The organism is Bacillus cereus group sp. BfR-BA-01349 (genome assembly GCF_022663795.1).
Taxonomy (GTDB): Bacteria; Bacillota; Bacilli; order Bacillales; family Bacillaceae_G; genus Bacillus_A; species Bacillus_A cereus.
Genome location: NZ_JAKUGE010000008.1, coordinates 82,710 through 103,904, shown reverse-complemented (window position 1 = coordinate 103,904; position 21,195 = coordinate 82,710). Strand labels below are relative to the sequence as shown.

The following is a 21,195-nucleotide window of genomic DNA, read 5'->3' as shown; positions in this document are numbered from 1 at the left end:
TCCATGACGAAACAGCTTTTTCTCTTACATTTGAAGAGAAAAACAATCGAAAGGATGATCCGTTCATGCCAATTAATCAACAACATCAATTAGAAGTGCTGAAAGATATTTTAGTCAACCACCAAAGTGATTGCTGCGGGACAGTTTCAGAATGCGAGCAATTAGAGCGCCTCATTCAATCGTTACTCGCAAACGATAATATAAGTAGTGACGCTAAAACAATGCTAAACGATGTATATTCTTATAGTCAATCGGGTAAATCTTCCTCTAATTTGGACAACCATATTTCCAATAATCAAGAACAACTTACTCAGTGGATTGCTGGAATGGACAATTTTTCTTAAGTATTATTCTGAAGCAAGTAGTTGCTGTAAATATTGATGCCAATATTCAGCTTCTGCTTGCTGTTTTTTTGTTGTATGCCATTGAATAGACAAAATCGTTTGTGCTATCACATACCATCTCATACGCCTAAGCAGCGATTCATCCATTTCAATATCATAATAACCGAGCCACTCACTCCAATCCTGGCGCGGAATGTACCAATATAATAACATACCGAGGTCTAGAGCTGGGTCAGCAATTACAGCTCCATCCCAATCAATTAAAAACAATTCATCTTCATCCGACAATAGCCAGTTGTTATGGTTTACATCACAATGGCATACAACGAATTCATTGTATTCAATAGCTTTTAATGAATCCATTAAATATTGAAGGCCTTGCTGAATTGTTTCATCATCCCTTATATCTCCTCTTAAAACGAGTTGCAGTTGTTGTAATAACTCTTGTGCGTGAAGCGGCTGCTTCCCAAGTCTTTGAATCATCTGTACAAGCGCTTTAGAGGAGTGTATTTTCTTCAAAAGTTTCGCAACACGTTCTAGTTTCATATCCTCTGGCTCTAGCTTCTGTCCCGGAAGCCATTTTTGAGCAGAAATTACATCACCATTCGTTACCCTTCTTGTCCAAAGTAATTTTGGAACAATTCCTTCTGCTGACAATACCGCTAAAAAGGGCGATGTATTCCGCTTTAAAAATAACTTCTGTTGTCCGTTTTGCGCAATATATGCATCGCCCGTTACTCCACCAGCCGGTACAAGACTCCACTCTTTTCCTAATAATTGTTCCAACCATTCCATATTCATTACCCGTTAACAAATCCTTATCTTTTATAGTTATGAAAAGAAAAACCGCAACATTTCTACACATGTTGTGGATTCATATATTTTACTGTAAATGAAAAGAAAAATTAGCCTAAGCCAAAAATCCTCTATTTTATTTTACAAAACCTGTCATAGAATGACAACTTATCAAAATCGTCACCTTTGTCAATTCTACATTTATTACATTCTCATCGTCAAGTAGCGATTTGTCACATTATCGTCAATATATACGTGCTAATTGGAGCGAGCCTAAGTTCCTTTCCTCTAAATGAAGAAATTGGCTCTATTTTCGCTTCGTTTTCGTTTACTAACACATGCCACGTTGCTTCTTTCGGAAGTTGCACAGTTTTAGCTTCTAAACCGCTATTAAATAAGACGATAATCTCTTTCCACGGCCCAAACGATTCTGCATGCTCTAGGTGATATGCAAGTACTTCTGTAGATGTTTGTAAAAAAGTCATATGTTTTTTTATAAGGTCTGCATTTTGTAATCGGAATGCCCCATGCTCTTTACGAATCGCAATTAAACCTTTTATATAGTTAACGGTTTCTATCTCTTTCTCTTTTTGATCCCAATCTAATTGATTGATCTCATCATTTGCATTATAACTATTTTCATTTCCTTTCTTCGTACGATAAAACTCTTGCCCTGCGTGTAAGAAAGGAATGCCTTGTGAAAGAATAACCATTGCGCTCGCTAATAGGTGTCGTTTTTTCAAAATCGTTTCTGATTCTTCATTACTGCGCACTAGTTTATCCCACATCGTCATATTATCATGACATTCTACATAGTTAATGCTTTGCGCCGGCTCTAAAAACAGCCCTGTTTCTTTCATACTTAAAAGACTTCCTGCTGCAATATACTGCAAATGATTACAGTCTACATGCCCACCAAATGCAAAACCACGCTTATTTATATGAAATGTACTCCCTTTTATCCCATCACGAAATTGATCATTAAACTGTGCGATATGTGGCATTTTCTTCGCATTATTTAACGTTGCTTTTTCCTCAAGAGGAAGCGGTGTTTGTAAATCCCACCCTTCTCCTAATAACAAAGCATCTCGTTTTATGTTTCGCACTTCTTTCTCTATCATATTCATTGTATCAATATCTAAAATTCCCATTAAGTCGAATCGGAATCCATCGACATTGTATTCAGTAAGCCAATATAAAATAGACTCTACAATGAATTTCCTCATCATTTTCCGTTCAGACGCTATATCATTTCCGACTCCCGTCCCATTAGAAGGCATACCATCTTCACCATGACGAAAATAATATCCTGGAACAAGCTTCTCAAATGATGATAGCTCTCTTTCATAAACATGATTATATACAACATCTATAATCACCCTAATACCTTGTTCATGAAATGTTTCAATTAGTTGTTTGCACTCAACTATCCTGTTATACGGATCAGAGGGGTTTGTAGCATAATATCCTGTTGGTGCATTGTAATATAATGGATTGTACCCCCAATTATAGGCAGAAGAAGGATTCGCCTCATCCACACCACCGAAACAATATAAAGGCAATAATTCAACATGCGTAACGCCTAAATCTTTTATATGAGACAAACCTGTCAATGTCCCATTTCGTCCTGTTGTTCCTTCTTCCATTAGCCCTTTATACATCCCTTTTTTACTCACTCCACTGTTCGGATGAATAGTAGCATCACGAATATGCAATTCATACAATATGGCATCTGTCATTGCTTGTAATGGTGGTAATTGCTCTCGTTTCGTTACAGTCGTCTTTTCTAAATCGATAACAATGCCATACTTTCCATTTACAGTCACTGACTTTGCGTAAGGATCCACCGCTTCGTTCCATATTAAATTAATACAAACAAGAAATGTATAGCGTGCTCCGTCTAAATCACCTTGTAATGTTTGAATCCAAACTCCGTTTTCTCCCCTGTACATTTCATGATCGGTATATTCTTTATCGCTCTTATAAATTCTTACTTTCGCAAGCCTTGCAGTTGGGGCCCATACTTTAAATGTCGTTTCTTGTTTTTGATACACAGCACCTAAATCTGTACCTTCGTAATAATACTTTTCATCGAAAATTTTTGTTCGAATAACAGCACCTATTTGTAAATCAGTTTCTTCATTCCGTTCATCTCGTACTGTATAATACTTCCCCACATCTAGCGGCTCTTCTATAAAGCACTCATACTTTGTTGCATCTGGAAGCGCAATAGTATGAGCAATCGGTAAATCTTTCACATTACTTCCTTCTTGCAAACGAAATGTCCGACTTGTTCCATACGCATGTGGGAGCAAAATTGTAATTTTATTCATTTCATCTAAATAGGCATCAAATGGACGTTTTACTTTCAACATAAAAAAATCACCATCATTCTCAAAGTTAAAATAAAGTGAAACTTTAATGAGCGAGAAAATTTTTCCATCCTCACTTATTATTAGCCTTCACCAATTAGGCGAGATAAAATGAGCTGCAAATGATAAGGCTTTTCTTATCAACAAGACTCTATACAGTAACTCCATTCTTCTCTATAGTATATTCACCTGCATAAAAAACGTTTTCAACATTCTATTTTTGTAATTTTATTTCAGCAATCGATTTATACTTCGGGGTTTCTTTCACGTGGGATTCGTATAAAGTAATTGTATCTGCTTGAAATGATATTTCAGGCACTTCTTTTATACTTTCTAAACGAAACTTTTCTTCTCCTATCCATTTACGAGCAACGGTAATATGCGGGTGATACGGGCGTGTTTCTAGAGAAAATCCATTTTCTTCACAAATGGCATGTACTTGCTTTTGCAACTGAAACAAATGGTGATTCTCACTTACCTTCGCCCAAAAAATACGAGGCTGATCTTCCCTACCAAACGTTGAAAAACCTTGTAACGTGAAGGATAGTTCTTTTGTTTCTGCAATTGTTTGTAATCCATTCTTTATTCCCTCTAACTGTTCCTCCGTTGCACTCCCTAAAAATGAAAGGGTAATATGATAGTCTTCTTTATGTACCCATGAACGAAATTGTAATTCCTCTTGCATGTCCTCTTTATAGTTAGACAGCATTTCTTTTATATGATTCGGTAACGTAATTGCGACAAAATAATGCAGTTCCATGTACATCTTCTCCTTCTTTCTATTGTTGCTTTTCTTTCTTATCTCATTCAGGTAAAAAGAAGCCGCTCTCCAAAATAGAGAGCGGACATTATTTATATATCCATTACTTCGCTAATTCATGAATTGCTTGCGCGTAAATTGCTGTTGCTTTTAATAAGTCTTCAATTTCGATATACTCATCTTTTTGATGCGCAAGTTCTTCTTTTCCAGGGAATAGCGGGCCAAATGCCACACCAGCTTTTAATGAACGAGCATAAGTACCGCCGCCGATTGCTAATAGTTCTGCTTTTTCACCTGTTTGTTCTTCATACACACGTTGTAACGTACGGATTAATACGTGATCTTTATCGACGTGATGTGGGCGAGAATTAGAATAGTCAGCCACTTCAAAACCATGCGCACCAACATATTCTTTCAACTTCACAATTGTTTCTTCAAAGTTAGTTGTAACTGGGTAACGTACGTTTAGCCCTAAGTTACCACCGTTTTCTTTCGTATAAGAAATGCGACCGACATTCACTGTTAACGGACCGCTAATTTCATCTTTATAAGCAATAGTAGCTTTTTCACCAAAAATATCACCAGTAAATGTTTCTGTTGTAAATGTCGCAAATGCAGTTGCTTTTCCATCAAGTGAAACTGTAGTTAAGAAGTTTGCTAATAATAAACCTGCATTTTCTCCTTTTTCAGGAGTAGATCCGTGCGCTGAAATTCCTTCTATTTGCACCGTCACTGCATTTCCTTCTATAGTCGATTTCCCTATTTTTTTAGCAGTTTGTAAATACTCTTCATATGCTACTGTAAGTGCATTTACATCTTCTCCTGTAATAACCGCTTCTGCAAAATCAGGAACCATATTTAAACGGCGCCCTGAATCAAATGAAACAAGTTCATATGTACCTTTTTTCTCTTCACTACCATTTTGCACAACTTGTATATCAGAAATTCCTTTTTCTGCATTAATAATTGGAAAATCCGCGTCTGGCGCAAAACCGATTGTTGGCATTTCTTCGTTTTTAAAGTAGTGATCTACACATTTCCAATTGCTTTCCTCATCTGTTCCTATAATCATACGAACACGTTTGGAAAGAGGTAAGCCTAATTCCTTCACAATTTTCATCGCATAATATGCTGCCATCGTTGGGCCTTTATCGTCAATTGCACCACGTGCAAAAATCTTTCCGTCGCGAATATCTGCACTATATGCAGGAGTCGTCCAGCCATCGCCTTCTGGTACAACGTCAACGTGACAAAGAATGCCTACTAACTCTTCTCCTTGCCCCATTTCAAGATGACCTGCATATCCTTCTAAATTTTTAGAAGTAAAACCTTCAGTTTCTCCTTTATGTAACATGAAAGATAAAGCTTTTTCTACACCTTCACCGAATGGTGCGCCCTCTTTCGCCAATTCTTCTTCCCATACACTTTTAATTTGTAAAAATTGTTGTGTATCACGAATTAAATCATCTTTTCGTTTCGCAACTTCTTCTGTCCAATTAATTGCTGACATCACGCATCCATCCTTCACTATATTGTTTCTTTCATCATAACAAACCGAAATCTCTTATGCCATACACGAAAACTAAATACCGAACAATTGTAATATTTCAGATATTTCTCATTAGTTTTTCTTTTATTTTTTCAAAAAAATTTGCAGGAATTTGGCGGTTTACGTAGAATTTTATGTGTTAGTTGACTGACCATATATACAATGTCAACTACCAATATTTTTCTATATGAATATTTGTTAAATTTCTGTAAAATTTAAGTAGATTAAAGCATGAATTTTATCATGTAGAGTACAATGGTAGTAACGACCTTCTTTCCTGAATGGGGTCAAAAAAACTAGTAGAGGAGTGGTTTTCTCTTGAAACCTACAACTACTCGTATGCTAACACGCATTAAATCAATTTATATGTACATCAATGAAAACGGAACGGTAACGACGAAAGACCTTGTAGATGCGTTCGGGATCACACCGCGAACGATACAACGTGATCTAAATGTGTTGCAGTTTAATGAACTCGTGTATAGCCCTTGCCGCGGTAAGTGGACAACAACAGGAAAGAAAGTGAGAATGACCTCATAATGAAAAATAATTGTATGTAAATAAATACATACCCCTTTCTAATAATTAGAAAGGGGTCTTTTGCGCCTATAAAGGTACTACTTTTCAGTATCTACTTGATATGTTTTTAACATTTCTACTTCTTCATCTGTTAGCTCTCGGTATTGTCCAAGTTCTAGTTCTTCATCTAATACTAACGGACCCATCTCTGTTCTCTTTAGGTAGACTACTTTTTTCCCTACCGCTTCAAACATACGCTTCACTTGATGGAATTTCCCTTCCGTAATCACAAGCTCAATTTCAGAAATATCATCGCTTTTCAATATTGTAAGTGCACCTGGCTTTGTTTCATAGCCATCATCTAAAATAACACCTTTAGCAAACTCTTTTACATCCTCTTCTGTTACTACTCCTGCAACGTGTGCATAATATTTTTTCGGCACATGCTTTTTCGGAGATAATAATTGATGTGATAGCTTCCCATCATTTGTTATCAATAAGAAACCTTCCGTATCGATATCAAGTCGTCCAACTGGGAACGGATCAAAGATTGCATCTTCTAATTCTAATAAATCTATTACTGTTTCATGATTATCATCTTCCGTCGCTGAAATAACACCTTGTGGTTTATGCATCATTAAGTAAACAAATTCTTTGTATTCCACAACTTCACCGTGAATCATAACTTCTTGCTCTTCTACATTTACATGAACTTTCGCATCTTTTACTGGCGTTCCATCAATTTTCACAACGCCATCTTTCAATAATTTCTTTACTTCTTTTCTACTTCCATATCCCATATTTGCTAATAATTTATCTAATCTCACGTTTTTCACCTTCTTTATTTATCATAGAAAAGGGGACGTAATTACGCCCCTCTTGATTTCAACTTTATTTTAAATCTACTACCAAGTTTACGTTGAATTTTATCTAATGCTTCTCCGCCAAATACTCTTTCAAGTACTCCTGTGCGAATTGCTAACAATCCGTAAACAAGACCGCCAATACCTGCACAAATCGCAACTGTTATAAGAGCACCCATACGGCCATCAGGCGAAATCATGAAGGATAGAAGCCATTGTGATAGTTTTACAGCAACGACCATTATAAGTGTTAGTACTGCAATTTGGAATGTTCTTTTATATACAACACCGAATGAATAGTGTGCGTATTTTTTAATTTGTTGATTTGTGTACCAAACAGAAGCTAAGAAACCAACTGCTGTTGCTAGAATTGCTCCTACTGTACCGAAATAACGAATAAAGATTACGTTACATACAAATTTCAAAATAACGCCCATTATAAGCGCAATAATCGCATGCTTCTGCTGGTTAATACCTTGCAGGATTGCCGCTGTTACTGTAAATAAAGCGAATAACAACGCAACTGGTGCATACCACATTAACACTTGTCCACCTAGTGGATCTGAATCGTAAAACGCAGTATAAATTGGATATGCCAGTGAAGAAATACCGACAACTGCTGGCAATGTTAAAAACATATTCGCCTGGAATGTTTGTGTAATTTGTAATTTCAAATAACGGTATTGTTTTTCAGTAAATGATTTTGTAATTGCTGGTACAAGCGTTAAACTAAACGCTGTTGCAAGTGATACAGGAATCATAATTAACTTATGCGTCCACATTGTGAAAATACCGAGAGCTCGCTCTGCGATATCACCTTGACCAATCGCCTGCATAATTGAGTTAAATGTCAATGTATCAATTTGTTGATATAAAGGAATTGTTAACCCAATTACAACGTAAGGAATCGCATATGCAAATAACTCTTTAAACAATTGAACGGTGCTTACTGTTGATTCTGGTACAGTTTGTTCAATTAAATATTGATCCAAATATTTTTTACGTTTTAACCAGTACCAAATTAACACACCGAGTGCTCCAACCGCTGAAACGAGCGCAGCAAATGTCGCTACTCCAACTGCTGTTGCAACTGTACCGCCAAGTACTTTAATAACGATAAAACTACCTGCTAATAAAAAGACGATACGAATAATTTGTTCAATAATTTGTGAAACGGTAGTTGGTCCCATAGACTGGTGACCTTGGAAATAACCACGAATTAAACTCGCTGCTGGTACAACAATAAGTGCGAAACTTACAAGACGAATAATCGTCGTAACTTCTCCTACATTATTGTGTATACTTTGTTTACCAAGCATCGCTTCTGCAAACAATGGCGCCGTCATGTACAGTACTAGGAACGAAAGAACTCCTGTTACTATCATCATAACCATTCCCGAGCGGAACATTCTCCGGCTCGTTTTATAATCGCCAAGCGCATTATATTTGGAAACAAATTTTGAAACAGCAAGTGGCACACCTGCCGTTGCGATACTTAAAAAGATCGTATATGGAATGTATCCATATGTATAGAGCGTTCCGCCTTCTGTTCCTACTAATGCATGAAACGGAAAGACGTAAATCATGCCTAAGAACTTTACTAAAAATGTCCCTAGCGTAACAATAAGCGTTCCGCGCAGAAATTTCGAATCGGACATACAAAAATCCTCCTACATCTACATAAAGTGAAACTATAATTAGTTGGAGACTTCTCTCCTACTCCTTATTAGTTGAACCATTCGAGCATTTACAGGCTAACAGACTCCCTATTTACTTCTCCTAAATCTTGAGGTTTTAGTCTTATCGCCTACAAATGGCAGGATAGTGCTGAACTCTAACTTTTGTATTGTACCACAATTCTCTCATTAAGCAGTACTTCACTCTATTTTTCTTTTAAGGGAAAACATGCTATTCTTTTAAGCAGGAAATGTAGAAAATGAGGTCGATATATTATGCATTATGATGTTATTGTCATCGGCGGCGGTCCTTCTGGGCTAATGGCTGCAATTGGTGCTGCAGAAGAAGGCGCAAATGTCTTACTTCTTGATAAAGGAAATAAACTTGGGCGTAAACTTGCAATTTCTGGTGGTGGACGCTGTAACGTAACAAACCGTCTACCACTTGATGAAATTGTTAAACATATACCAGGAAACGGTCGCTTCTTATACAGCGCTTTTTCTATTTTTAATAATGAAGATATTATTACATTCTTCGAAAATCTCGGTGTTAAATTGAAAGAAGAAGACCACGGTCGCATGTTCCCTGTGTCAAACAAAGCACAATCTGTTGTAGACGCACTTTTAACACGATTAAAAGACTTAGGTGTAAAAATTCGTACAAATACACCTGTTGAAACGATTGAATATGAAAATGGTCAAACGAAAGCAGTTATACTGCAAACAGGCGAAGTGTTAGAAACAAATCACGTCGTTATCGCTGTTGGCGGAAAATCAGTTCCTCAAACCGGATCTACTGGAGACGGATATGCTTGGGCTGAAAAAGCGGGTCATACAATTACAGAATTATTCCCAACAGAAGTACCTATCCTTTCAAACGAGCCGTTTATACGTGACCGCTCATTACAAGGTCTTGCTTTACGTGATATAAACTTAAGCGTATTAAACCCGAAAGGAAAAGTTATCATTTCTCACAAAATGGACATGCTCTTCACTCATTTTGGCCTATCTGGTCCTGCTGCTCTTCGCTGTAGTCAATTCGTCGTGAAAGCACTGAAAAAGTTTAAAACGAATACAATACAAATGAGTATTGATGCATTGCCAGAGGAAAATAGTGAGCAACTATTCCAGCGCATGCTGAAACAAATGAAAGAAGATCCAAAAAAAGGAATTAAAAACGTTTTAAAAGGTTATGTCCCTGAACGTTACTTCCTATTCTTATTAGAAAAAAATGAAATTGACGGTAGCGAACAAGCTGGACAAGTTTCTCACGAAAAGATTCGTGCACTTGTGAAAGACTTTAAAGAGTTTACTGTGAATGTAAATGGTACGCAGTCAATTGAAAAAGCATTCGTTACTGGCGGCGGTGTATCCGTGAAAGAAATTAACCCGAAAGAAATGTCTTCTAAATTTACGAACGGCTTATATTTCTGCGGAGAAGTTCTTGATATTCATGGTTATACTGGTGGCTATAATATTACATCAGCCCTTGTTACTGGTAGAATTGCCGGAACGACAGCTGGAGAAAACGCGAAAATGCAGTATTAAAAAAAGAAACAGGGATTCCTGTTTCTTTTTTTATAGGTACATGAAATTATATGAGCGATTCCACAACTTATATCAGCGATTTCCCAAATATACCGACTCGCCGACAAGAAGCGACAAATATCTGCTCCATGTAACTTTCCATTGCTTTTTTGTTGCTTTATTTACCTTAGTACCTTTATATTTTATATTGTTGAATATTTAAAAAAGGGTAAGGGGAAAACAAATGAGAAAAAAAGTCATGATGTCTTTAATGTTAATGACGTTTCTTTCTGCGGTAGAAGAAACGATTGTTAGTACAGCAATCCCTCGTATAACGAGTGATTTGTCAGGCGTCGAACTTGTTAGTTGGGTATATGCAATTTATATGCTTGCAACAGCTGTTTCGACTCCAATATACGGAAAGCTCGCTGATTTATTTGGCCGTAAAAAAGTTTTACTGATCGGAGCTACAATCTTTTTAGTCGGTTCTGCACTTTGCGGAGTCGTTACATCGATGGAACAATTAATCTTCTTCCGCGCGCTTCAAGGTATCGGTGCTGGTGCTGTTATGCCAATCACAATGACGATTATTGGAGACTTATATAGCGAAGCGAAAGACCGCGCGAAAGCACAAGGTTGGATGAGTGCCGTTTGGGGTGTATCCGGTGTTATCGGACCGTTAGTAGGTGGATTTTTAGTTGATTCTCTTTCTTGGCGTTATATTTTCTTCCTAAACGTTCCATTCGGAATTATCGCTTGCTTAATGATTGCAATTTACTACAAAGAATCTATTAAACCTGCTAAGCATCATATCGATTATCTTGGTGCAACAGTCTTCTCATTAAGTACAATCGCTCTACTATATGCATTATTAACAGGTAGCAGTAAGCAAAACTGGGGAGACATGACAATTATCGGCCTATTAATCTTTGCCGCTATTTCATTTATTATTTTCTTATTCATCGAGAAAAAATCTCCAGAACCATTAATTCCGCTAGCACTTTTCTCTAACCGTACATTATCTACGATAAATATATTAACTCTTATTGCTGGCGCAATGATTATTAGTATTACAATGTACCTTCCAATTTGGAGCCAAGGTGTATTAGGGAAAAATGCTACAGAAGCTGGACTTATTTTAATGCCAATCCCTGTTATGTGGACATTTGGCGCTATTTTCTCTGGTAACTTAGTAGGCAAATTAAAAACGAAACAAATCATTTTACTTGGAGCTAGCATTTTATCAGTCGCTACGTTCTTATTATTTACACTATCAACAAATTCACCATCGTTCCTTATTTATGTAGCAGTCGGATTATTCGGCTTAGGAATGGGGCTTGTGACACCGATTTACATGGTAACAATTCAAGCAGCCGTACCAGCTCATACACGCGGAACAGCTGTTGGTTTAAACACATTTATTAATACATTCAGTCAAACGTTAGGTGCTGCAATCTTTGGAACAATCTTTAATACGATGATTCATGCACGCGGCATTAAAAACCTTGATCTTGTATCTAGTGGACACGGCGGGACTACAGCAAGTGTAGCCACTGAATCACAATCCGCATTAGCTGCAAGTGTACACGTTATTTATATGAGCACTTTCGTATTAGCAGTATGTACATTAATTATCGGTTGGCTTTTATTAAAGCCAGCTACACAAACAAGTGAGCAACAATAAAAAGGATGACCATTTTGGTCATCCTTTTTTTATTCTTCATTCTCCACAATATGTTTCAGCATGGATAATTTATTATCCCAAAAACGTTCATAATATGAGAGCCACTGTTGTAATTCTTCTAATGGTTCTGGATGCAAACGATATATCTTCTCTCTTCCGCTTTTTCTTCCACTTACTAAATTCGCTTCCGAAAGAATATGAAGGTGCTTTACAACCGCAGTACGACTCATCGGAAAATGATCCGTTATTTTGGAAATCGGTAACTCTTTGTCACTTAATAACCGTATTACTTCTCGGCGGGTTGGATCAGCAATTGCTTGAAATACATCATATTTCGCTGCTGACGAGGACACTTAGCCTTCGACAACCTTTTTCAGTTTTTCATTTACAATTGCTACCCAACCACCGCTCATTCTATCGCGAATAATAGAGCTCTTCGCATTTGCTTTCGGAAGAATTTCATCAGGATGTTTCCAGCCGCCGTGAATTAACGTAAATTCTGTTTTGTTATCTCCTAAGTCTTTCAAATTAAATGAAACAACCCAGCCATCTGTATCCCATGAGAAAGATAAATAGTTTGGCTCATCAATCTCTAACACTTTACATGGTGATGGCCCAAATGGTGATTGCACATGAAATTCATGTCCTACCTCTAATACAAAATCATTTGGCATAAACCATGACGCAATCCCTTCTGCAGTTGATACTACACTCCATACCTTTTGAATAGACGCGTTAAAAACGATTGTTTGTTTAATATCATTTAATGTATTTTGTTGTTCCATTTTCATTCTCCTTTACTCGGCGTTATAACATAACACCTTTTGGTTATACTTCGATAATATAACACCTTTCAGTTTCATGTCAACGCTAATTCTTTTACTGTTGAGAAATTCTCAACATTTTTTCAACAGGACAAACACCCTCTTAGCATTTCCTCATAATATACTCACAAAGGCAATACAAAATAAAAACTTCTCTCAACATGAAACTCCATCATTTATCTTGAGAGAAGCGCCTTACTTATATCATGCGTACTTCGTCTCTCCTCCTTCCCTCAAGGGACAATACGCGAGATATGACAAATCAGAAGGAATATGCCCACCATTTGAGTAGGTAGTTATTTCTCTTCTCCTCAACATTTCCTCAGGAGCGAAATGACTACCGACTCACTTTTTTCAAACAAAAATAAAAAGGGGATGAAAGCTATGTTCTATTGCATTAACTGCTCTGATATTCATCATGAAAAACATCCGAATGATAAAGTATTCAAAAACGGTTTTTATATTGATCCATTTTTAGGTGATCGTTATCACCTTGGTATGTGTAAAGATGCTCAAAATCATGCAACAGGGGAGCCTCTTTTAACGACAAAGAAATTAGGCACACCCCAATCTATTATGAACGTATTACCGACACATGTTGTCCCAACATAAAACATAAAAAAGAGCTGGGTGAGCCAGCTCTTTTTTATGCTTTATAAACGATCATTGCTGAAAAACAATAAATTTGGTTTTCATCGTCGTTAATGGAAACACCAACTTGATACTTAATATCTACAAAGTTGCTATCATCAATCTTTTTCAAAAACACATTCACAGCGTCTTCTAAGTCTTTTTCGTGACTTTCATCAAAAACTTTCACACGAATCATGTTAACACCATCCTAGATCGCAGCCCTCCGCCGCTTGATTATTGCCACGGTGCGTATCTATGATGCGATAAAACTTTCCATTCTCATATATATATCCGTCTTCTAACACATATTTTTTATCTTCAGTATAGACATAAAACTTACCTATCATAAATTTACTCGTATATAATTCCAAATAATTTGGTCTAAATTTAGCTACAACTTTATTTGTAATATCAATTTTTATTGTGCGCCCCACCTTCTCTCCCTCCTTTGCAAAGAACGGATTTAGGTATATTGTATTAGCGCTTTTACATTTTATGCTTAAAAATAAGTGGATATGCCTTCTTTCTCACATGTACTATTTTTCTAAAAAAATCACTATAAAGTGAAACTTTAATCAGCCCGACCCCCACCTAACTTCTTTGCTTTTTCTAAATTTTGAGATGGGGGTCTTATCGCCCGTTAATGCGGGATAAATATGTTCAAAAAAACATAAAAAAAAGCACTCCATATTATTGACTCGAATATAAACGTTATGTTATTATATAAAATTTGACATTTTTATATAAGTGTGCTATCATTAAAAGTGGTTACCACATATGGAGGTGGATGATTTGTTTCAAATTGGTGATAAAATCGTTTATCCAATGCACGGTGCAGGAATTATCGAAGCAATTGAAGAGAAAGAAATATTAGGTACTTCACGTCAATATTGTGTGATACGCATCATTAGTAAAGATATGCAAGTAATGCTTCCGATGGAACAATTAAAAAAATCAGGTATTCGTTATATCGTTGATCGAGGTACGTTAGATGATATACTTCTTGAATTTCAAAACGGGGAGTCAGACCCATCACTCTCATGGAAACAAAGATATACAATGAATATGGAAAAAATGAAAAATGGCAATTTACAAGATAGCGCAGAAGTGGTTCGGGATTTACTTCGCCGTAATAAAGAGAGAACATTAAATGCGAGCGAAAAACAAATGCTAGATAATGCACGAAAAATGATGATCAGCGAAGTCGCGCTCGTACAAAATGTTACTGAACATCAAGCAACAGAATTTCTTCAAGATACAATTAATCATTAATTTTAAAATAGCCGAACGCTATTTTTTTTGTAAAAAAGGACAAAGAGATAAACTCTTTGTCCTTTTCATATTACCCACGCCCAGCTTGAAACGATGGGTATAAAGTCATTCCACCATCTGCAAATAACGTAATTCCAGTTACGTAACTCGCCTCTGATGAAGCAAGCCAAGTTGCTACTGCTGCGATTTCTTCAGGTTTTCCAATGTAGCCCATCGGTATCATACTTTCTACGTCAGCCCGCTGTTTTGGATCAGCAAACTTTTCGGCATTAATTGGCGTATTAATTGCACCTGGCCCAATATTATTTACTCGAATACCTTTTGGCGCATATTCTAGCGCTAACGTTTCTGTCATCAGTTTAATACCACCCTTACTTGCTGCATAGTGCACAAATAGTGGCCACGGAATTTTCTCATGAACACTAGACATATTAATGACAGACCCTTTAATATCATGTTCTACAAAATATTTAATCGCTTCACGACTTCCTAAAAAAGCACCTGTTAAATTTGTATTAATTACCCTATTCCAATCTTCAAGCGGCATTTCATGCGATGGTACCGCGTTTTCTATCCCTGCATTATTAATCATAACGTCAAGCGTACCAAACTCTTTCACAGCAGATTGAATAAGATTCACAACATCTGATTCGACGGTTACATCACCTTTTACAGCAATCGCTTCGCCGCCTACCTTTTTAATTTCTTCTAACACATCATTCGCTTCTGATTCTCGTGAGCGATAATTAATAACCACTTTCGCTTTTTCCTTAGCAAACCTTACTCCCATCGCTCTTCCGAGACCAGTTGCTGATCCTATAATAACGACAACTTTCCCTGCTAAATCACTATACATTTCCATACCTCCTTTAACTTTTGGCTATACCTAACATAATTCCGGCTGCGATAATAAAAACGATACCGACAACGATACCCGTTAATTGACGTTTCGTTTTCTTTTCACCTAATATAAGGATCCCACCAAGCGTGGAAATAATAATTCCCATTTGCGATAGCGAGAAACTTGTTGCGACTCCAACACGCGGCTGTGAAATGAATAAAAACATATTTCCAGCTGCCCAAATTAATCCTGGAATAATATTTCGAATTGCATATTTATTAAATGGATGATGTTTAAAGGTAAGCAAAATCCCACCTAACACCATACCAACTGCTTGTGGCAACAAAGCCGACCAGCCATCTACGTTAAATAACCTAATTACTACTACGTAAACTAAATAACCGACTGTTGAAATTAATAAAATTACGATACCTCTTTTAAAGTTTGCTGCTTGCTCTGCATTCTTTTCTTCTTCACTTTGAAGCGATGTTAAAATAACACCGATAATAATACAAACGAGCGCTAAAATCCCAAGGACGACCGATATTGTCGTGGACCATTCATGAAATACGATAACGCCAAATAAAGTCGTCGCGACTAATTGAAGTCCTGTTGAAATTGGCATCGTCCTCGAAACACCCATTAAATCAATACTTTTCAATTGATTTGCCTGACCAAGCGCCCAAAATAAACCTGACACAACTCCAACTCCGATAACGGTAGGTGTTAATACTGGCTTCATAAAAATATAAACAACAATTGAGAAAATAAGTGCTCCAAACGTTGTTCCGAGCGTTTGACTATACGGGCCCCCGCCCAGTTTTACGTTAAATAGCACAATACTTCCCCAAAATATAGCTGGTAAAATCGCTAAAAATATATCCATCACTCATTACCTTTCTTTACTAAATGCCATAGATTATCACTCTAAGTCGTTAGAGTGAGCTTTTATTTTTTCTTTTTCCCGTTCACAAACTTTTTCTGCAATAACGTCAGAAACATTCTTTTCTCGCTCCACTTTCTTTATCTTTACGTGATCTAAATGATCTTCCAAAGTAAGCGTAACTTTATCGTTCGGCGGATTATGCGCTCCTTGAAATGTAAGAAATTGTAGCTTCACTTCGTATCTAGGAACAAATTCATCTTTCTTGCCGAGACGCTTTATATCTATAACTGAAGCACATTCATATTGATCTTCTGTCACTTGTCTAATAACTGAATAGTACCTATTTGATAATGCACTCTCTAAAAGCTGTTCTCTTGATTCTTTCGCGAAAGAATCGCTTGGAGAAGAGAAAAAGGCCACACATAGCATTGTGATAACTACACATATTTTTTTCATAGTTCCCTCCTTGTTCTATAGATTAGTGTTCTCAAAACTGCCATAAAAAAACGACTTTCCCTATGTAGGAAAGTCGTTTTAATGAATCCAATATTAACCACCGCTCACTGGTGGAATTAGTGCCACAACATCACCAGATTGGACCCTGTCATCTTCATTTGCGTATTCTTCATTAATCGCAACCATAATTGGCTCTGAAACTGGTACATTATATTCGTTCGCAACAACATCTTTTAACTGTGCAACCGTAATATTTTCTTTCTCTATTTGTAATTCACTTGTCCCTGCTTCTTCTTGCAAGTGCGCAAATAACAATACTCTAATCATACTTATAGCTCCTTCCCAGGCTCTCCCGCCGGATATGGTGTTTTTTCTAATTGATCACCAATCCATGAATCACCATCTTCCCAAAACTCCTTTTTCCAAATCGGAACAATTTGTTTTATGCGTTCCATAATATATTCGTTCGCTTCATAAGCCGCTTTACGGTGTGGTGTTGAAACAGCAACAACAACCGCTATATCAGAAATTTGCAACGTACCGATGCGATGTGTAATCGCAACATATGTACCTGGCCATTTCTCTTTCACTTCCAAGCCAATTTTCTCTAGCATCTTTTCTGCCATCGTCTTATAAGCAACATACTCTAAGTATAATGTACGACGCCCTTTCGTAAACTCTCTAACCGTTCCAATAAATGTTGTAACAGCACCGCATTCACGTCGAATTACTTTCTTCGTTACTTCTTCAATCGAGATTTCTGTATCAATTACTTCATAATATGTATTTATCATTTCGCACTCCTAACCGTTTGTAAAAACCAGTCTATGTACAACTCTTCTTCTGTTATATGAAATACTTTATATTCTTCTCGTATATTTGCCGGAACATCATACCACGTAATAACCGCCACTATATTTTCTACTTTATGTAAAAGCTCAATGTCTTCCGCAGAACGAAGTAACACTACTTTCGAGTAATTCTCTTTTTTATAGCCTTCTATTAAAATTGTATCCACTTCAAAAAACTCATATAAGCGAATAATTTCTTGCAAGGACCATTTCTTTCTTAGTGAAGAAAGTGAAAGCAATCCAGCACCTTCTACACTACTTACGACAGCACCAGCTTTACGGTGTCTTTCGCTATCTTTTTGCGCTACTTCTGGAAAGCCTCCGTGCCCGTGATGTTTAATTGTAGCAACTTTCATTTTTCGTTCAGCTAGTGCATGCACCACTTTCTCAACAAGTGTTGTTTTCCCGCTATTTTGATATCCTACTATTTGTAAGATTGAAGGGGCTTTGCCCATGGCCAATCACATCCCTCAGAGTGCTCTAACAATAATACGGATACTTTCATTCCGGTCTCAAACCCTCTCGTTCCTCCAGGCAACACGATAAAAGCATTCGCATCTGCAAGTGAAGATACCGCACTCGATTTATCTAAACCAACTGGCATCGCTTGTAACGCCCCGTCCACAATTGTTACGTTCGCTCTTACGAAACGAGTAAATGGATTTGGCTTTGGAAAATCTTTTTGTAAAATAGCATCCGCTCTATATACGTGAGGTTCCTTCGCATACAAATACGTTTTTATAATTGGATGCACAAATAATTCAAAGCCTACATAACAAGCAGACGGATTTCCTGATAAACCAAAGAGTAACTTTCCATCAACCTCAGCTACTGTCGTTACACTTCCGGGCCTCATGGCTATCTTATTAAAGAGTACATTTGCCTGTAACCTTTCATAAATAGCTGGTAAGTAGTCATAATCTCCTACTGATACACCGCCTGTTGTAATTAAAATGTCGACCTCATCCACCGCTGATTGAACAGCTGTAAAACATGCATCTAACTCATCCGCGAGTTGACCATAATAACGAACTTTCCCGCCAGCTTTCATAATTTGAGCTGCGATCATATACGAATTGCTATTTCTAATTTTCCCCGGTTCTAACGGCTCATGTACTTCTAATAATTCACTTCCTGTCGTTACAATACCGACAACAGGCTGTTTTACAACTTTCACAGTACTATATCCAAACGTTGCTAATAAGGCGGCAACACCTGGATTAATTGCAACGCCTTTCTGAACGAGAACTTGATTTTGTTTTATATCTTCTCCTTTAAATGACACATTGTCACCGTTATTAAAAGGGCGTTTTAACTTCATATATGTTTTCCCGTTCTTCTCAAACCCTTCTGTCAGCTCTAGCATTACGACTGCATTGCAATCTTTTGGAATAGCTGCTCCTGTCATAATACGAACCACCTGAAAAGATCCTACTTCTTCTGTAAAAACAGAACCCGCCCCGATTTCTCCTATTACTTCAAATTCAACTGGATTCTCTTGAGTTGCTTCTTTCGTATCTTCTGCTCGAATGGCGAAACCATCGTAAGGGGAACGATCAAAATGAGGAACGTCATGATCTGAGACAACATCTTCCCCGAGAATTCTCCCGTAACTTTCCGTAATAGAAATTTCTTCTACTTCACCATGCTTTGCATATTTCATTACCCGTTCTACTGCCTCAGCAACTTGAATTGGAATTCGTTTTTCTACCATCGTTTCTCACCTCATATTTGCAATTTTTTTTATCTCGATTAAACTTTATATATTCAATAGAAATTACTTCAAGGAGGAATTCCATGTCTTCATTTACACACTTTAATGACCAAGGACGCGCGAAGATGGTTGATATAAGTGACAAAAAAGCAACCGTTCGAACAGCAATTGCGTGCTCTAGCATTGTCGTTACGAAAGAAATTTACGATAAAATCTCTCACAATGAAATTGGGAAAGGTGACGTATTAGCAGTTGCGCAAATCGCAGGCATTATGGCTGCGAAACGTACTTCTGATATTATTCCAATGTGCCATCCTTTACTATTAAAAGGTGTTGACGTTTCTTTCGATTGGAAACAATCAGAAGAACAATATCGTTTACTCATTAAAGTAAAAGTTAAAACAGAAGGTAGCACCGGTGTTGAAATGGAAGCTTTAACAGCTGCTTCGGCTACCGCTCTTACTGTGTATGATATGTGTAAAGCTGTCGATAAAGGTATGATTATCGGCGAAACGTACTTACTTGAAAAAACAGGTGGAAAAAGTGGAGATTATACGAGAAATTCATAATCCTTTCTCCGTTGAACCTAAAGGATTTCCTTTAGGTTCAACCTATATATCTTGCATATAAACTTTTCGCTACATTTATATCATTCGTCCCATGAATGAAAGCTCTGCCATCTGTAAATAAAACAAAACGATATTCTTCTACCGGAAACGACAATAAATAAGGTGTCGCCTTTATCTCTACGCTTCTTTGTAAGCGCTTTTTAATTTCTTCCAAATTAAAATTCTTCCGCACACCTGGACGAATTTGCACTGTATTTCGCCCACATAACACTTCTGTTTTCGTTTGTGCTTCAAATGTTAAACTCGGATATGTACGTAACCTTCCGCAAGATAAACAAGTATCTTTTTTCTGCCTATTCACTTTAAATGCCATCTGTTGATTATTCCAAAGATCAAATGATAACATCGTTTCACGAAGCGCTCCGTAGTCTTCTACTAATATTTTCAGCGCTTCCGTAGTTTGATGCGCAACTACTAATTGTACTGCCGGTTGTATAATACCAGCTGTGTCACATGTTGCTCCGCTCGCCGGATGCTCCATTAAACAGCGAAAACACGGTGTTTTCCCTGGTAAAATTGTATACGTTACTCCGTAGCTTCCAACGCACCCACCATATATCCACGGAAGATTATACTTTTGTGAAATATCATTAATGAGAAGGCGCGTTTCAAAATTATCTGTCGCATCTAATATTAAATCTACATCATTCACTAATTCTTCCATTTCTTGCACCGTTACATCCGTCACAACAGGAGTTATTTCCACCTCAGAATTAATCGCTCTTAAATGCTCTGCTGCCGCTACCGCCTTCGGTTTATACTGCTTTGCATCTTCTTCTGTATATAGTTGTTGTCTTTGTAAATTACTCCATTCTACATAATCACGATCAGCAATCGTTACTTTTCCAACACCCGCTCTAACAATCGCTTCTGCATTTGCCGCACCGAGAGCACCAGCACCAATAATAAGCACATGCTTCTCTCTTATTTTTCTCTGTCCTTCTTCTCCAACACCAGAAAATAATATTTGTCTTGAATATCGCTCCTGCATGCGATACCC

At 37.2% G+C, this 21,195-nt stretch carries 25 protein-coding genes; 7 read left to right on the top strand and 18 right to left on the bottom strand.

From position 1 onward, the window contains the following. Nucleotides 1-65 precede the first annotated feature (65 nt). The gene (locus MR169_RS07065; protein ID WP_001122235.1) at nt 66-344 is read left to right on the top strand and encodes a YtzH-like family protein; all 279 of its coding nucleotides are present in this window, start codon (nt 66-68) and stop codon (nt 342-344) included. Nucleotides 345-347: 3 nt separating this feature from the next. Here MR169_RS07065 and MR169_RS07060 read toward each other — a convergent pair whose 3' ends face one another. From MR169_RS07060 to pepV, 4 genes are all read right to left on the bottom strand, one after another. Further along, the gene (locus MR169_RS07060; RefSeq protein ID WP_242319161.1) at nt 348-1,145 is read right to left on the bottom strand and encodes a phosphotransferase; all 798 of its coding nucleotides are present in this window, start codon (nt 1,143-1,145) and stop codon (nt 348-350) included. 227 nt (nt 1,146-1,372) lie between these two features. Continuing rightward, a complete protein-coding gene (gene pulA, locus MR169_RS07055) occupies nt 1,373-3,514 on the bottom strand; it encodes a type I pullulanase (RefSeq protein ID WP_000921743.1) in 2,142 nt (713 codons plus the stop codon). Between the two features lie 211 nt (nt 3,515-3,725). Then, nucleotides 3,726-4,271 carry an RNA 2',3'-cyclic phosphodiesterase gene (gene thpR, locus MR169_RS07050; RefSeq protein ID WP_000418985.1) on the bottom strand — a complete coding sequence of 182 codons (546 nt, stop codon included), beginning with the start codon at nt 4,269-4,271 and terminating at the stop codon, nt 3,726-3,728. A gap of 103 nt (nt 4,272-4,374) precedes the next feature. Continuing rightward, nucleotides 4,375-5,781: a dipeptidase PepV gene (gene pepV, locus MR169_RS07045; protein WP_242319160.1), complete on the bottom strand. Its 1,407-nt coding sequence runs from the start codon at nt 5,779-5,781 to the stop codon at nt 4,375-4,377. Nucleotides 5,782-6,138: 357 nt separating this feature from the next. Between pepV and MR169_RS07040 the strand changes: the two genes are divergently transcribed. Continuing rightward, nucleotides 6,139-6,360, top strand: coding sequence for a DeoR family transcriptional regulator (locus MR169_RS07040; RefSeq protein WP_242319159.1), 222 nt, complete (start codon nt 6,139-6,141; stop codon nt 6,358-6,360). Nucleotides 6,361-6,437: 77 nt separating this feature from the next. Here MR169_RS07040 and MR169_RS07035 read toward each other — a convergent pair whose 3' ends face one another. Continuing rightward, a complete protein-coding gene (locus MR169_RS07035) occupies nt 6,438-7,166 on the bottom strand; it encodes a pseudouridine synthase (RefSeq protein WP_001234947.1) in 729 nt (242 codons plus the stop codon). Nucleotides 7,167-7,207: 41 nt separating this feature from the next. Beyond that, nucleotides 7,208-8,860 carry a putative polysaccharide biosynthesis protein gene (locus MR169_RS07030; protein WP_242319158.1) on the bottom strand — a complete coding sequence of 551 codons (1,653 nt, stop codon included), beginning with the start codon at nt 8,858-8,860 and terminating at the stop codon, nt 7,208-7,210. Between the two features lie 294 nt (nt 8,861-9,154). Between MR169_RS07030 and MR169_RS07025 the strand changes: the two genes are divergently transcribed. Together MR169_RS07025 and MR169_RS07020 are read left to right on the top strand one after the other, a co-directional pair. Next, nucleotides 9,155-10,426: a BaiN/RdsA family NAD(P)/FAD-dependent oxidoreductase gene (locus MR169_RS07025; RefSeq protein ID WP_000558862.1), complete on the top strand. Its 1,272-nt coding sequence runs from the start codon at nt 9,155-9,157 to the stop codon at nt 10,424-10,426. A 223-nt stretch (nt 10,427-10,649) separates the two neighbouring features. Next, nucleotides 10,650-12,089: an MDR family MFS transporter gene (locus MR169_RS07020; protein ID WP_242319157.1), complete on the top strand. Its 1,440-nt coding sequence runs from the start codon at nt 10,650-10,652 to the stop codon at nt 12,087-12,089. A 29-nt stretch (nt 12,090-12,118) separates the two neighbouring features. On the opposite strand, the gene MR169_RS07015 is transcribed toward MR169_RS07020, so the two are convergent. Both MR169_RS07015 and MR169_RS07010 read right to left on the bottom strand, forming a co-directional pair. Continuing rightward, entirely contained in the window at nt 12,119-12,442 is a 324-nt protein-coding gene (locus MR169_RS07015; protein WP_000098837.1) for an ArsR/SmtB family transcription factor, read from the bottom strand. Further along, a complete protein-coding gene (locus tag MR169_RS07010; RefSeq protein WP_000437770.1) occupies nt 12,443-12,874 on the bottom strand; it encodes an SRPBCC family protein in 432 nt (143 codons plus the stop codon). 423 nt (nt 12,875-13,297) lie between these two features. Here MR169_RS07010 and MR169_RS07005 point away from each other — a divergent pair, with 423 nt between their 5' ends. Continuing rightward, entirely contained in the window at nt 13,298-13,525 is a 228-nt protein-coding gene (locus MR169_RS07005) for a DUF3973 domain-containing protein (RefSeq protein ID WP_000498977.1), read from the top strand. 34 nt (nt 13,526-13,559) lie between these two features. On the opposite strand, the gene MR169_RS07000 is transcribed toward MR169_RS07005, so the two are convergent. Both MR169_RS07000 and MR169_RS06995 read right to left on the bottom strand, forming a co-directional pair. Beyond that, entirely contained in the window at nt 13,560-13,742 is a 183-nt protein-coding gene (locus MR169_RS07000; RefSeq protein ID WP_000621751.1) for a sporulation protein Cse60, read from the bottom strand. A 1-nt stretch (nt 13,743) separates the two neighbouring features. Further along, nucleotides 13,744-13,980 (bottom strand): DUF2553 family protein, encoded by a 237-nt coding sequence (locus MR169_RS06995; RefSeq protein ID WP_000533804.1) that lies wholly within the window; start codon nt 13,978-13,980, stop codon nt 13,744-13,746. Between the two features lie 343 nt (nt 13,981-14,323). Here MR169_RS06995 and MR169_RS06990 point away from each other — a divergent pair, with 343 nt between their 5' ends. Then, nucleotides 14,324-14,818, top strand: a complete 495-nt coding sequence (locus MR169_RS06990; RefSeq protein WP_000451446.1) for a CarD family transcriptional regulator — start codon at nt 14,324-14,326, stop codon at nt 14,816-14,818. A 70-nt stretch (nt 14,819-14,888) separates the two neighbouring features. Here MR169_RS06990 and MR169_RS06985 read toward each other — a convergent pair whose 3' ends face one another. The 7 genes from MR169_RS06985 to moeA form a co-directional block, all read right to left on the bottom strand. Next, a complete protein-coding gene (locus MR169_RS06985; protein WP_242319156.1) occupies nt 14,889-15,674 on the bottom strand; it encodes a glucose 1-dehydrogenase in 786 nt (261 codons plus the stop codon). A gap of 13 nt (nt 15,675-15,687) precedes the next feature. After that, the gene (gene glcU, locus MR169_RS06980; RefSeq protein ID WP_000350861.1) at nt 15,688-16,545 is read right to left on the bottom strand and encodes a glucose uptake protein GlcU; all 858 of its coding nucleotides are present in this window, start codon (nt 16,543-16,545) and stop codon (nt 15,688-15,690) included. Nucleotides 16,546-16,581: 36 nt separating this feature from the next. Continuing rightward, nucleotides 16,582-17,001, bottom strand: a complete 420-nt coding sequence (locus MR169_RS06975) for a DUF3888 domain-containing protein (protein WP_000717679.1) — start codon at nt 16,999-17,001, stop codon at nt 16,582-16,584. 93 nt (nt 17,002-17,094) lie between these two features. After that, nucleotides 17,095-17,328: a molybdopterin converting factor subunit 1 gene (moaD, locus tag MR169_RS06970; protein WP_000621778.1), complete on the bottom strand. Its 234-nt coding sequence runs from the start codon at nt 17,326-17,328 to the stop codon at nt 17,095-17,097. A gap of 2 nt (nt 17,329-17,330) precedes the next feature. Next, the gene (gene moaE, locus MR169_RS06965) at nt 17,331-17,795 is read right to left on the bottom strand and encodes a molybdopterin synthase catalytic subunit MoaE (RefSeq protein ID WP_000611226.1); all 465 of its coding nucleotides are present in this window, start codon (nt 17,793-17,795) and stop codon (nt 17,331-17,333) included. Then, nucleotides 17,792-18,307 carry a molybdopterin-guanine dinucleotide biosynthesis protein B gene (gene mobB / locus MR169_RS06960; RefSeq protein WP_000513645.1) on the bottom strand — a complete coding sequence of 172 codons (516 nt, stop codon included), beginning with the start codon at nt 18,305-18,307 and terminating at the stop codon, nt 17,792-17,794. The genes moaE and mobB overlap by 4 nt, the downstream gene beginning before the upstream one ends. Next, complete coding sequence (gene moeA / locus MR169_RS06955) at nt 18,277-19,566, bottom strand: molybdopterin molybdotransferase MoeA (protein ID WP_000229696.1); 1,290 nt, start codon at nt 19,564-19,566, stop codon at nt 18,277-18,279. Before moeA ends, mobB begins: the two co-directional genes overlap by 31 nt. Before the next feature lie 83 nt (nt 19,567-19,649). On the opposite strand from moeA, the gene moaC reads away from it, so the two are divergent. Beyond that, nucleotides 19,650-20,135 carry a cyclic pyranopterin monophosphate synthase MoaC gene (gene moaC / locus MR169_RS06950; RefSeq protein WP_000094148.1) on the top strand — a complete coding sequence of 162 codons (486 nt, stop codon included), beginning with the start codon at nt 19,650-19,652 and terminating at the stop codon, nt 20,133-20,135. Nucleotides 20,136-20,172: 37 nt separating this feature from the next. Here the strand turns inward: moaC and MR169_RS06945 are convergent, their stop codons facing one another. After that, on the bottom strand, nt 20,173-21,186 hold the full coding sequence (locus MR169_RS06945) for a molybdopterin-synthase adenylyltransferase MoeB (RefSeq protein ID WP_001158107.1): 1,014 nt from the start codon (nt 21,184-21,186) through the stop codon (nt 20,173-20,175). Nucleotides 21,187-21,195: the final 9 nt, after the last annotated feature.

What these genes read in the sequence shown, in the direction of transcription:
- MR169_RS07065 (WP_001122235.1), top strand. Translation starts at nt 66, where the DNA reads ATGCCAATTAATCAACAACATCAATTAGAAGTGCTGAAAGATATTTTA.
- MR169_RS07060 (WP_242319161.1), bottom strand. Translation starts at nt 1,145, where the DNA reads ATGAATATGGAATGGTTGGAACAATTATTAGGAAAAGAGTGGAGTCTT.
- pulA (WP_000921743.1), bottom strand. Translation starts at nt 3,514, where the DNA reads ATGTTGAAAGTAAAACGTCCATTTGATGCCTATTTAGATGAAATGAAT.
- thpR (WP_000418985.1), bottom strand. Translation starts at nt 4,271, where the DNA reads ATGGAACTGCATTATTTTGTCGCAATTACGTTACCGAATCATATAAAA.
- pepV (WP_242319160.1), bottom strand. Translation starts at nt 5,781, where the DNA reads ATGTCAGCAATTAATTGGACAGAAGAAGTTGCGAAACGAAAAGATGAT.
- MR169_RS07030 (WP_242319158.1), bottom strand. Translation starts at nt 8,860, where the DNA reads ATGTCCGATTCGAAATTTCTGCGCGGAACGCTTATTGTTACGCTAGGG.
- MR169_RS07025 (WP_000558862.1), top strand. Translation starts at nt 9,155, where the DNA reads ATGCATTATGATGTTATTGTCATCGGCGGCGGTCCTTCTGGGCTAATG.
- MR169_RS07020 (WP_242319157.1), top strand. Translation starts at nt 10,650, where the DNA reads ATGAGAAAAAAAGTCATGATGTCTTTAATGTTAATGACGTTTCTTTCT.
- MR169_RS07010 (WP_000437770.1), bottom strand. Translation starts at nt 12,874, where the DNA reads ATGGAACAACAAAATACATTAAATGATATTAAACAAACAATCGTTTTT.
- MR169_RS07005 (WP_000498977.1), top strand. Translation starts at nt 13,298, where the DNA reads ATGTTCTATTGCATTAACTGCTCTGATATTCATCATGAAAAACATCCG.
- MR169_RS07000 (WP_000621751.1), bottom strand. Translation starts at nt 13,742, where the DNA reads ATGATTCGTGTGAAAGTTTTTGATGAAAGTCACGAAAAAGACTTAGAA.
- MR169_RS06990 (WP_000451446.1), top strand. Translation starts at nt 14,324, where the DNA reads ATGGAGGTGGATGATTTGTTTCAAATTGGTGATAAAATCGTTTATCCA.
- MR169_RS06985 (WP_242319156.1), bottom strand. Translation starts at nt 15,674, where the DNA reads ATGTATAGTGATTTAGCAGGGAAAGTTGTCGTTATTATAGGATCAGCA.
- glcU (WP_000350861.1), bottom strand. Translation starts at nt 16,545, where the DNA reads ATGGATATATTTTTAGCGATTTTACCAGCTATATTTTGGGGAAGTATT.
- MR169_RS06975 (WP_000717679.1), bottom strand. Translation starts at nt 17,001, where the DNA reads ATGAAAAAAATATGTGTAGTTATCACAATGCTATGTGTGGCCTTTTTC.
- moaD (WP_000621778.1), bottom strand. Translation starts at nt 17,328, where the DNA reads ATGATTAGAGTATTGTTATTTGCGCACTTGCAAGAAGAAGCAGGGACA.
- moaE (WP_000611226.1), bottom strand. Translation starts at nt 17,795, where the DNA reads ATGATAAATACATATTATGAAGTAATTGATACAGAAATCTCGATTGAA.
- mobB (WP_000513645.1), bottom strand. Translation starts at nt 18,307, where the DNA reads ATGGGCAAAGCCCCTTCAATCTTACAAATAGTAGGATATCAAAATAGC.
- moeA (WP_000229696.1), bottom strand. Translation starts at nt 19,566, where the DNA reads ATGGTAGAAAAACGAATTCCAATTCAAGTTGCTGAGGCAGTAGAACGG.
- moaC (WP_000094148.1), top strand. Translation starts at nt 19,650, where the DNA reads ATGTCTTCATTTACACACTTTAATGACCAAGGACGCGCGAAGATGGTT.
- MR169_RS06945 (WP_001158107.1), bottom strand. Translation starts at nt 21,186, where the DNA reads ATGCAGGAGCGATATTCAAGACAAATATTATTTTCTGGTGTTGGAGAA.